The sequence below is a fragment of the Bradyrhizobium sp. USDA 3256 genome, from assembly GCF_054058275.1.
Genome location: NZ_JBSSAE010000002.1, coordinates 4170993 through 4182206, shown reverse-complemented (window position 1 = coordinate 4182206; position 11214 = coordinate 4170993). Strand labels below are relative to the sequence as shown.

Genomic DNA, 11214 nt, shown 5'->3' with positions numbered 1-11214 from the left:
GCCGGCGAAGTCGACCATCGTGCCGGACCGAATCCGGAGAACACGATGCCTTTCGATTTGATCCTGCGCGGCGGACGGGTGATCGACCCGTCGCAGAAACTCGATGCCGTGACCGATATCGGCTTTGCCGCGGGCAAGGTCGCTGCGCTCGGCCGCGAGTTGCAAGCCGATCCAGCCACCGAGGTCCGCGACGTCTCGGGGCTGATCGTCTCACCGGGCATCATCGACCTGCACACCCATGTCTATTGGGGCGGCACCTCGCTCGGCATCGACGCGGAGGAGTTTTGCCGCAACTCCGGCGTCACCACCTCGGTCGACACCGGCAGCGCCGGCCCGGGCAACTTTGCCGGCTTCCGCAAGCATGTGATCGAGCCGAGCCAGGTCCGTATCCTCGCCTATCTGCACGTCTCGCACGCCGGCATCTTCGGCTTCTCGGATCGCGTGATGGTCGGCGAAAGCGAGGAGCTGCGGCTGATGAATCCGATCGACGCGGCGCGCGTCGCCGACGAGAACCGCGACCTGATCGTCGGCATCAAGGTGCGGGTCGGCCTGTTCGCCTCGGGCACCTCGGGGCTGGTGCCGCTCGAGATCGCGCTCGAGGTTGCCGAGGAGGTCGGCATGCCCCTGATGGCGCATATCGACCATCCGCCGCCGAGCTATGAGGAGGTGCTCGCGCGCCTGCGTCCGGGCGACGTGCTGACCCATGCGTTCCGTCCGTTCCCCAACACGCCCGCGACCGCGCAGGGCACGGTGAAGAAGGTCGTGCTGGAGGCGCGCGAGCGCGGTGTGCTGTTCGACATCGGCCATGGCAAGGGCTCGTTCGCCTTCAAGACGGCGCGCGCGATGCTCGCCAACGGCTTCTATCCCGACACCATCTCCTCCGACATCCATCAGCTCTGCATCGACGGACCGGCATTCGACCAGGTGACGACGATGTCGAAATTCCTCTGTATGGGGATGCCGTTGCCGGACGTGATCGCTGCGTCCACCGTCAATGCCGCGATGGCGTTGCGGCGGCCGGAGCTCGGCAGCCTCAAGCCGGGCAGCGTCGGCGACGCCACGCTGCTCTCGGTCCGGCAGGGGACGTTCGACTATGTCGACGTGGTCGGCGAGCATCTGACCGGCGATCGCAAGATCGCATCCGAAGGCGTCGTGATCGGCGGACGCTGGTGGCATCCGCGTTAGGATTGATGGACGCGCCGCCGAGGGCAGGTGACTGACATGATCTTCTGGATCGCGGGTGTGGCTGGATTGGCGATCGCCTATCTGCTCGGTTCGACGCCGACGGGGTATCTGGCGGGGAAGCTGCTGAGGGGCATCGATATCCGCCAGCATGGCTCCAAATCCACCGGGGCAACGAACGTATTGCGAACCCTGGGGAAGTGGCCCGCATTGGCGGTGCTCCTTGTCGACGTGCTGAAAGGCGTAGCGGCAATCCTGTTCGCCCGCTGGTTTTATCCCTGGTTGTACACCTTGCCATCCGTCACGCCGCCGGCAGCGCTTGATCCGCAAACGTGCGTGTCCTGGGCTGTCTGCCTGGCCGGGCTTGCCGTGTTGCTGGGGCACGGCCGTTCGATCTGGCTGAATTTCACCGGCGGCAAATCCGCTGCGACCGGGCTCGGCGTGTTGCTGGCGATGTCCTGGCCGGTAGGCCTCGGCGCTGCGGCGGCCTTCGGCGCTGTGGTGGCTGTCTTTCGGATTGTCTCCCTCGGCTCGATGGTGGCGGCATTGACGGCGATCGTCCTCGTCTGCGGCCTGGAGCAACCGTTGCCCTATCGCTTGCTGGTGATCGCAGGCGGCATCTACGTGATCGTGCGCCATCGTGCCAACATTCAGCGGCTGCTGGCCGGCACGGAGGCGCGGCTCGGGCATTGATAAAAGGTTCGGATTTCCTCAGGGAAGGCTGATCGATCAATCCGATGATCCGACCTTGAGCGCTCCTGAGCGAAGTCGGTACCGGTGTGCGTGAAGAAAACGTGTTTGAACCATGGATATGGAATCCCGTTCCGATTCCATCGGAACGGCGTGCTAAAGCGCGATGAGATTAGATCGAATCGTCATCGCGCCTTAGCTCTTTGTTTGAGCATGATCTTTTCGGAAAACCGCTTCGCACTTTTCCGGATCATGCTTTAGTCGGCGACGATCGGCCCGAAAGGCTGCCATCGCTCACCGGTGAAGCGCATCATCCGGAACTCCTTCACCACGCGATAGTCGGCGCGGCTGGTATTGATGGCAAGGCCCGGCAACAGCAGATCGAGTCTGACATCCTTCAGGCTGGCGGCCTGGCGCATGATGTTGTCGCGCGAGAGATCGTCGCCGCATTGTTGCAGCACGCGCACCAGCAGCTCGGCGGCGCTGTAGCCGTAGGTCGTGAAGAGGCTGTTCCGGTCGCCTTCCGGGTAATAGGAGGCCATGAAGGCGCTCCATCGTTTCATGCCGGCATCGTCGGCCCAGGTCGGGTCGCTGGCTTCCTTGAACGAACTCGCCGAAATCAGCCCGCGAGCGTGCTCGATCCCCGCGGGCACAAGCACCGCGTCGATCGAGGACGAGCCGACACCCAGCAAATGCAGCGGCTTCCAACCGAGCTCGGCGGTCTTGCGGATGGCCTGCGCGGCGAATTTCGGCGCGGCCATGTCGATCAGCACGTCGACATCAGCAGCCTTGAGCCGGACCACCTGCGAGTCGATGGTCGGGTCCGTCATGTCATAGGGGGCTTCGGACGCCAGCATGGCCGGCGCCCGCGCGCCGAGCGCGTCCTTCAGCCCCGCGAGATATTCCTTTCCGCTCTCGTCATTCTGATAGAGCAGGCCGATCCTGGCGTTCGGGTAATTGTCGAGAATGAAACGCGCATAGACGCGGATCTCGGTTTGCAGGTTCGGCGCGAATCCCATGGTCCAGGGAAAGTTGACGGGATCCTCGAACCGCATGGACCGCCCGCCCGCGAAGAGCTGGGGAACGTGGCGGTCGTTGAGATATTTCTGGATCGCGATGTTGGGGGCGTTGCCCACCGACTGGAACATGAACAGGACTTCGTCACTTTCGACGAGCTTGCGGACCTGCTCGACCGTCTTCGCCGGCGTTGCGGCATCGTCGTAGGAGATCAGGTTGATCCGGCGGCCGTTGATGCCGCCCCGCTCGTTGATCATCCGGAAGTAGGCGGCCTGCACCTTGCCGATGACGGAGAATACCGACACCGGGCCGCTATAGGGCATTGTCTGTCCTATCCTGATCTCGGTATCGCTGGCACCGGGATCGTATTTGCGGCCTTCGGCAAACAGGTCGGCCGCAGCAAGCAGACCGAGGCTGATGATCGCAACTCCGATTGTCGGCCTGAACCAGCCCTTGCGCATCGCGTGGCTCCACGGTCGGCAGTCATGATGGCGAGTCATCCACGCACCGGGTTGTGGCAGGCGTGGTACGGCCGTCGAGGAGGCGCCGGCGCTTGGCTGCCTGCTGCCGCGCAAGCATTCCCTCGTAACAGACTCCTAGCATTCGCGCGTGCAGGCGGTCTCGCAATGTCATCGGGCGTTTTGCCCGAAGCGGCGTGGAAATACTCCCGACTGATCGGCGAGCCACGTTCCTGTGCGGCGTGAGTTCTTCGTCCGGGAACATTGCGCTCCTTGCGCTCCATCGCCGCGTGAAGACGGCGCGCGCGATGCTCGCCAACTGCTTCTACCCCGACACCATCTTCTCCGGCATCCATCAGCTCTGCATCTCTGCATCGACGGATCGGCATTCGACCAGGTGACGACGATGTCGAAACTCCTCTGCATGGGGATGCCTTTGCCGGACGTGATCGCGGCGTCCACCGTCAATGCCGCGATGGCATTGCGGCGGCCGGAGCTCGGCAGCCTCAAGCCGGGCGGCGTCGGCGACGCCACGCTGATCTCGGTCCGGCAGGGGGACGTTCGACTATGTCGATGTGGTCGGCGAACATCTGACGGGCGATCGCAAGATCGCATCCGAAGGCGTCGTGATCGGCGGACGCTGGTGGCATCCGAAATAGGGCACGTACTCACAAAACCGCGTCCGCTTCGTTCTCAAGCAGGCGATAGCGAAGCCGGTCTGGATGCCAAGGGCCGACGGGCGACGTCGTCCCTTGCCAAACTTCAACTAGGGCGCGGACTCGTCAGGCCCCCTCGCGAGCGACCCATATCTTGGCGATCGTTGTCCGCGATGCAGGCTCCGTGCTGGTGCACGCGCACGACGGAACGTGCTCGGGCGAACTACTCGGGATAAGACTCCATGCCCTCCCGCGTCGGCTTCTCGAAAAGAATAAACAGCAGAGGATTGCCCGGCTCAGATGTCACGTCAGTACGCAGTGCAAAGACCTCCCCCGTGACGCTGCTCATATATTCGGCAACAATCTCGCCAAAGCTGTTGCGCTGTACAGCGACCTTCTGCCCAGGGTTGACCCTGTCGTGAAGCTTAACCAGAGGTTCGACGAAGCCGGCTTCGGTCGCAACAATCGGGAAGCCACTGTTGCCAATGAAAACAGTCACGTCCTTGCCGGTTTTGCCCATCGGGCCGGATACGATACCGTGGTGTTTGAGTACGTTCATCGTACCCTCAACGAACAGATCGATCATATCAGGAGTGAGTACCCGAGCGGGGCCAATCTCAGAGCAGAACGCAGGAATGCCCACGTCAATCAGAGCGTTATGGAGAACAACCGGATACACCGGATTATTGAAGATCTGGGTAACGGGAAAGAGTTCCAGCATCGCCTTGACCTCCGGAATATTCATATCGCCGATATTGAAGGCACTGGCACTAAAGCCGGTTGCTCCGGTGTGGAAATCGATGGCGAAGTCGGCGTTCGGTCGCAGCAGACGATTGAACAGCAACCCCGCATGTCGGCTGGTCGGGGTGGGGCCGTTTTCGTCTCCCGGCCATACTCGGTTCATGTCTATGAGGTCGGCACCCAACCCCACGTTGGGCCATCGCCGCTGCATGCTTTCCAAGGCGGGGCGAGACACATCGGTGACCGCCATCACCGTGCCCGACATACTTTTGGGGTCGAGCTGGTTCATCACGGTCATGACCGTATGGATCGAGCTCATCTCGTCGCCGTGCACACCACTGATCAGAAGGACGCGCTTGCCCGGCCTTACTCCCTTCGCGACCACTACCGACACATTCCAGTGTTTGCCCGTAGGCATCTGCACGCCCCGAAAATAGAAGAGATGCTTCTGCCCGGGCTCAAGGTCGTTGACGTCCAGCGCGCTGATGACCTTCTTCCCCTGGATCACATCGCCGGTATAGACGGTCCCCGCCGACGCAGCCGACGCTTCGCCAGCAGCGTTAGCGTTGACAGCGAAGGCGGCCGAGGCTCCAGCGGTGGCGATAGATGCAATCAAGAAGTTGCGGCGATCGAGACCTTTTTCGGAATTGTCTGGCATGGTGTCAATTCTCCCATTTTTATGATGGTACGATCAGAGAATGAAACGCATAATGGTCGCGACATCCCGCGACTGCAGGGCACCGAAGTGTGTTACTGATCTCATGAGGGTGCAAGATTGTTGCGCGAGCTATGTTGGAATTGGCTCGGACTAGGGACTTTGCAGCGTTGTTCGCCAAGCTGCTGTGCAACAATGCGTGGGCTATCGGGGCACAGCGGACACTGACAACGCGTCAGCGCGGCGCGTTTATTGGTTCACGGCCTAGATCAGCGAGTGCAAAGCCATGACCGCGGCCTCACGGCTCTCCACCGGAACAAAGAAGCTTACCGAATGCGATGACAAAACATACTTGTCGGCGATGATTCCGTGACGTTGCAGAATCTGAACCGCCTTGTATGGCAGGTCCGAGGAAATGCCGCCGAAGCAAGTAAGGCTCACCGAACTCAGCGTCTCGCGCTGTTTGCGCAGGTCTTTGCTCCGTTCCAGTGTGCGCAGCAACGCGTCGAGTGTCTCAGAATCGCAAGTCATCATGATGCGGGTTTTTTCGGCGGTAAAAGCCGAGGCGAGGAGTTGCGGCCAAGGCAAGCCATTTTGCTGGAGATGCTGCGCGAACTTCTCAAAGCCTTGATTGAGGTCCGCGGAATCGATCTCCACATGCTCAATGCGAGCCATCGAGTTGACGGCCAGGACTTTTCCGTTCTCCATGTCTGCGACCTCCTTCATCACTTGCGTGCTGTGTCGAGCGCCGCCCCACTTTCTCAGGACCAAAGGCACGTTTTGGCTGTGGGCCAGCTCCACGCTGCGAAAGTGCAGGACTTTGGCGCCCCAGAAGCACATTTCGGATAGGGATGCGAAATCCAGCTGACGCAAGGGTTTTGCGTCCGCGACGATGCGCGGGTCAGCCGAGCAAACTCCGTCGACCTCCTTGATAATCTCGCAGCGCTCCGCCTTGAGCGCCGCAGCCATGGCGACCGCGGTGGTATCGCTGCCACCCCGGCCAAGCGTCGTGATTTCCTTGGTCAGCGGGTTCACGCCCTGAAAGCCCGCCAAAACCACGATGCGTCCACGATCGAGTTCTTCGCGCACGCGAATGGGCCGCACGTCCAGAATGCGTGCGGAGGAATGGGACCCGTCGGTCATGACACCGGCCTGGCTGCCGGTAAAGCTGATCGCCGGCACGCCGAGATCAGACAGCGCCATGCTCATCAAGGACATGCTGATGCGCTCGCCGGTGGTCAAGAGCATATCGAGTTCGCGGCGATTGGGATGCGGGCTGACCTGATAGGCCATCCTGACGAGTTCATCGGTGGTCTTGCCCATCGCTGAAACGATCGCCACGACACGATGACCACGGCCATGCAAATCGGCGACACGGCTCGCGGCCGCGCGGATTTTTGCCGGTGTTTCGAGACAGACGCCGCCGTATTTTTGCACGATGATGGGACTGCTAGGCATTCTTGCCCGCGTCGTGTTGGAAGCCGCAGCCGAACCCGATCAGATCGTTCTCCCCTTCGACGCTTTTGCGGTCTTTGATCGTTTTGCCACGACCCGCACAGCGCCCCGGTCGCGCTTCTTGCGATCCGCTTCCGCGTGCTGAGCTTTCGTCCCGCCGCGGTGAGCGGCGTATTCCTTGCCGTCTATCGGCGCGACATGCGGTGGATCTCGATCGAGATACGGTCGCCCGATTCCAAAATCCGGTCCACGCGCATCGATCCATTTCCAAAGCGCATCGGTGGAGACCCAACGCTCCGCCCGCGTCGCGCCCTTGACGCTCACGACATCGACGGCAAGCCCGTGGCCATAGCCGCCGCGGAAGCTCCCTCCATGGTATGACTTGTCGGACGCCGCCTTCAGGCCGCTCGCGATCGATTGACGGTAGTCATCGCGGAACGCGCTGGTGATGCCGGGCGCCAACCCGGCCTGCTCCGCCGCGTAAAGCGCGTGAAACAGCTTGAGTTTGAAGCTCCGATCCACCCCTCCAATCACGTAGTCGATCATCGGCATGCCCATTCGTTCCGCCGCCTTCGGATCCTTCCACGTGAAATCATTATTGACGCGCCTGGTGAACGTCCTGGTGACAGTCACCGTCTTGCGCTTCTTCTTGACGGTCACTTTCCGCTGCTCTTGTACGCTGATCGTGTCTTCCTTCGGCGTCCGCTGGTAGAGCGCCCACAGGTACCGGTCGATGCAGACATCGACGACGAGGCACTCCTCGAAAATATCCAGGGGTCTCGCGGCCTCCTCGGTGTCGCTCGACACTGGAGGCGGGCTCGCCGTCGCCGCTTTCACCGGCGATGTTTCGGCCGGCAGTGTCTGCGACGAATCGGGCAACGCAGCCACGACGATTGACTTCGGCTCGTTCGAGGCCGCTGTCGCATCAGGGGGCGTCGCCGGCACCGATTCAACCGCTATCGCCGCATCGGCGTTAGCGACGGCGTTACCCATGACGCCTGCCTGCGGCGGGGCCATCGTGTCGGACGCCGGCCCCGTTACGGGTTCTGCAGCCATCGCTGCTTCAGCATTCACTTTGGTGACGTTGTCGACTGCCGGGGCCTGTCGCGTATCAGCCAGTTCGGCGTTGGCGGCGAGAGACGGTGCGAGGTCCTTGATGGACACTGCGCCGCTGTTCCCGATGCCGGCAGAGCCGGCAAGCCAGGCAAGGAGCCAACCTGCGAGAATGACCGTCCCGCACAACTCCGGAGTCGCAATTCGCCGCGGGTTCATCACCCCGTAGCCTCCAAAGGCTCGATCCGAGCCCTGTTGCACCGCCCAGCACGCGACGGCATCGATCATTCGGATCAAAATGAAAACGCGCAATGGGGGGAAGCAGTTGGCGCCACGCTTTTCCAGAAAGTGTTGCCCGACCGCAACGCGCGGCCGCGAGCAACCCGGCACGGCGCGTGCTGCTGCGTTCGGTGATTTTCACCAGCGATCGAGCTCTGATTTCCGTTCTAGGTCAAAAGCAGTCAACGACGATCGAGCACGGCAATTACTGCGCCGCCGTCAGAAGCGGACCTCTGTGAGTCCACGCCCTCGTTATCGGCAAGGCTGAGGTGCTGCGAATGATGCGCAATCGCAGCCAATGGTTCGCGCCGATTTCGGAATATTGGAAATGTATTCCTGATTTGCCCGACGTGTCAAGACGCCGGTGGCCGTCGGCTCCTTTGCATGGGGTTGTTTTCGATATTTTGCAGCGCCCGTAAGCGGGAGCGGTGAAGCGCCTCGGCGGCTGAACGATGAACCTTCCGACGTGCCTCGGCTGGCCCACAGATGATCGGCGGCGCGTCGCTCGCGCCGCAGGTCCTATTCGGTCTTGTCGACGTTCCAGAACACCGGCGGCGCCGGGCCTTCCAGCACGCCGGTGAGCGATTTGCGCCAGGCGCTCGGCAAGCGGAACTGGCCGAGCGGGATATAGATCACCTGTTCGTAGGCTTGCTTTTGAATCTCGACCGCGAGCTTCTTCTGCTCTTCGGGCGTGGTGGCGCGCGCATAGGCGTCGCGCATCTGCTCGAGCTTGGCGTCTTTGGGCCAGCCGAACCACGCTTTCTTGCCGTTCGCAGCGATCTGGTTGTTGACGATGGGGTTCATCACCTCGGTCGCGCCGGTGAAGGTGAAGAACAGGTTCCAGCCGCCTTCCTTGGGCGGCTTCTGGCTGGCGCGGCGGCTCACCACGGTCTGCCAGTCCGTCACCTGCGCGTCGACGTTGAAGCCGGCCGCGCGCAACAGCTGCGCCGCGACCGTCGGCGGTCCTTTCAGCGTCTGCACGTCGCCGGGGATCATGATCACCACGGGCGTGCCGTCATAGCCCGAGGCGGCGAGCGCCTTCTTCGCCTCGGCCATGCCGCTGCCCTTGATCAGCGTCTCGGCGCCGGCGTCGCTGGCGAGCGGCGTATCGCAGGCAAAATAGGAGCCGCAAATCTCGTAATATTTCGCGTTGCCGACGGTGGCGTCGAGCACGTCCTTCTGGTTCATCGCCAGGAATGCGGCGCGGCGGACCTTGGCGTTGTCGAATGGCGGGTGCAGGAAATTCATCCGGCCCTCGATCTGGAATCCAAACCTGTTCAGCACGGCCACGGTGAGATCGGAGTTCGCCTCCAGCGCGGGCAGCAGGTCGACCGACGGCTGTTCCAGGAAGTCGATCTCGCCGGATTGCAGCGCGTTGATCGCGGTCTGCGCGTCGGGCATCGTGACCCATTCGACGCGATCGACCTTCGCGACCTTGCCGCCCGACAGCCAATCCGGCTTGTCCTTGCGCGGCACGTAGTCGGCGTTGCGCTCATAGACGGCTTTCACGCCCGGCTGGAATTCCGCCTGTATGAATTTAAACGGTCCGCAACCGATCTGCTCGGCGATCTGCTTGCCCGGCGGCGTCTCCGCGAGCCGTTTCGGCATCATGAAGGCGACGTAGGAGGAGGGCTTTGCCAGCGACTCCAGCACGAGACCGTACGGCTCCTTGAGCTTGAGCACGATCGCCTTCGGCCCGCTGGCCTCGAGGGAAGCGGTGAATTCGGCCAGCTTCTGCGCCATGCCGTCGACGGCGGTCCAGCGTTTCAGCGAGGCGATGCAGTCCTCCGCGGTGACGGGCGCGCCGTCATGCCATTTCAGGCCGTCGCGCAGCGTGAAGGTGTAGGTGAGCTTGTCGTCCGAGATCGTCCAGTCCGCCATTTGCGGGCGGACCTTGAAGCTCGAATCGATGCCGAGCAGCGTGTCGTAGACCATGTAGCCATGGTCGCGGGTGATGTAGGCGGTGGTGAAACCGGGATCGATGATGCGCAGGTCCGAATGCATCACTGCGGTGATGGTCTTGCCCTTGCCCGCGGCAAAGGCGCGCGATGACAGGATGGCCGGCGCCGCGATCGCCGGCGGCACGCCGGCCGCAAATTTGAGGAGCGTTCTGCGCGAGAATTCGACCATTCGCCGCCTCCCGATCTGCCGTTGCGCCGGCATGCTTCACCAATCCGTTGTTGAAAGCAAGCAAGAGCCGCGCCATCGCGTTCGGTCCGGTTGCGAGGTTGCGCAGCCGTGTGCGCTCACGGCTTGAGCACATCGCCGAGCAGGCATTGGTTCCGGGCTTCGCCGCGCTCAGCACGTGCCGACGAGGTTGAGGAGGACTTAACCGGCTGCTGACACTTGTATCGCCTGGGTTAGCCGGGGTTGGACACCTTTCCGGTAGCTTGCTCGATGAACGTGCGGCGGTCGAACCGCCGCGTCCCTTTGAGAGGCAAGACGCCATGCGCCGCGGTCTGCTCGTTCTTCTCGTGTTCGCCGGCATGGCGGTGTCCGGTCAGGACGTGCGCGCCGCCGAGTTCGGCACGCGATACAGCTACCAGCAGCTGCAGGACCTGACCGAGAAGGGTCCCAAGGGCGAAGCCCTCGCCCTAGGCTATGTGAGTCTCACGCACTCCTTCATTCTGCCCTACAAGATGACGGGCTACTATGCCCTCATGGTCAAGGGCTCCGGCAAGGACCTCAACGGCCGCCCGCTCAACGTTTACCACGAGCTGTCGCAGGAGAAGATCGAGCAGATGCAGCGTGCCGGCGCGCTGCCCAATCCGCTTCCCCCTTACCGGCGCACGATCTTCGAATACATGTTCGGCTATGTGTTGTGGTGGTGCATTCCGGCGGCGCTGCTCGTCATCGGGATGTTCTCGATGCTTGGGATCGGCTCCGGCAAACGCGGTCGGGCCTGATCGATCTGTCGGCGGCCTCGTCGCGGCGGGTCGCGGCGGGTCGCGAGCGCGCCGCAAAGCGAAGGTCGCGCGCCGCCGCCGGCACCGCACAAGTCCGCATCCTGCATAGGAGCCTGCGCTTC

Annotated in this window: 8 protein-coding genes and 2 pseudogenes; 4 read left to right on the top strand and 6 right to left on the bottom strand. The window is 62.4% G+C overall.

The window, feature by feature from the left end; translation table 11 throughout:
* Nucleotides 1-45: 45 nt before the first annotated feature.
* Nucleotides 46-1185: an amidohydrolase/deacetylase family metallohydrolase gene (locus ACVWY5_RS21535; protein ID WP_028336129.1), complete on the top strand. Its 1140-nt coding sequence runs from the start codon at nucleotides 46-48 to the stop codon at nucleotides 1183-1185.
* Between the two features lie 36 nt (nucleotides 1186-1221).
* Entirely contained in the window at nucleotides 1222-1875 is a 654-nt protein-coding gene (plsY, locus tag ACVWY5_RS21530) for a glycerol-3-phosphate 1-O-acyltransferase PlsY (protein ID WP_028336130.1), read from the top strand.
* A gap of 254 nt (nucleotides 1876-2129) precedes the next feature.
* Here plsY and ACVWY5_RS21525 read toward each other — a convergent pair whose 3' ends face one another.
* On the bottom strand, nucleotides 2130-3350 hold the full coding sequence (locus ACVWY5_RS21525; protein ID WP_038377741.1) for an ABC transporter substrate-binding protein: 1221 nt from the start codon (nucleotides 3348-3350) through the stop codon (nucleotides 2130-2132).
* 290 nt (nucleotides 3351-3640) lie between these two features.
* On the opposite strand from ACVWY5_RS21525, the pseudogene ACVWY5_RS21520 reads away from it, so the two are divergent.
* A pseudogene (locus ACVWY5_RS21520) lies at nucleotides 3641-4006 on the top strand (amidohydrolase/deacetylase family metallohydrolase); the annotation flags it as partial.
* A gap of 118 nt (nucleotides 4007-4124) precedes the next feature.
* On the opposite strand, the pseudogene ACVWY5_RS21515 reads toward ACVWY5_RS21520, so the two are convergent.
* The 5 genes and pseudogenes from ACVWY5_RS21515 to ACVWY5_RS21495 form a co-directional block, all read right to left on the bottom strand.
* Nucleotides 4125-4211, bottom strand: a pseudogene (locus ACVWY5_RS21515) (IS5/IS1182 family transposase); the annotation flags it as partial.
* 15 nt (nucleotides 4212-4226) lie between these two features.
* A complete protein-coding gene (locus ACVWY5_RS21510; protein ID WP_028336132.1) occupies nucleotides 4227-5402 on the bottom strand; it encodes a succinylglutamate desuccinylase/aspartoacylase family protein in 1176 nt (391 codons plus the stop codon).
* A gap of 261 nt (nucleotides 5403-5663) precedes the next feature.
* Nucleotides 5664-6857: an aspartate kinase gene (locus tag ACVWY5_RS21505; RefSeq protein ID WP_028336133.1), complete on the bottom strand. Its 1194-nt coding sequence runs from the start codon at nucleotides 6855-6857 to the stop codon at nucleotides 5664-5666.
* A gap of 39 nt (nucleotides 6858-6896) precedes the next feature.
* Complete coding sequence (locus tag ACVWY5_RS21500; RefSeq protein ID WP_321176992.1) at nucleotides 6897-8195, bottom strand: peptidase M15; 1299 nt, start codon at nucleotides 8193-8195, stop codon at nucleotides 6897-6899.
* Nucleotides 8196-8705: 510 nt separating this feature from the next.
* Entirely contained in the window at nucleotides 8706-10190 is a 1485-nt protein-coding gene (locus ACVWY5_RS21495) for an ABC transporter substrate-binding protein (RefSeq protein WP_321176997.1), read from the bottom strand.
* Between the two features lie 443 nt (nucleotides 10191-10633).
* Here ACVWY5_RS21495 and ACVWY5_RS21490 point away from each other — a divergent pair, with 443 nt between their 5' ends.
* Nucleotides 10634-11092: a hypothetical protein gene (locus ACVWY5_RS21490; protein WP_028336136.1), complete on the top strand. Its 459-nt coding sequence runs from the start codon at nucleotides 10634-10636 to the stop codon at nucleotides 11090-11092.
* Nucleotides 11093-11214 lie beyond the last annotated feature (122 nt).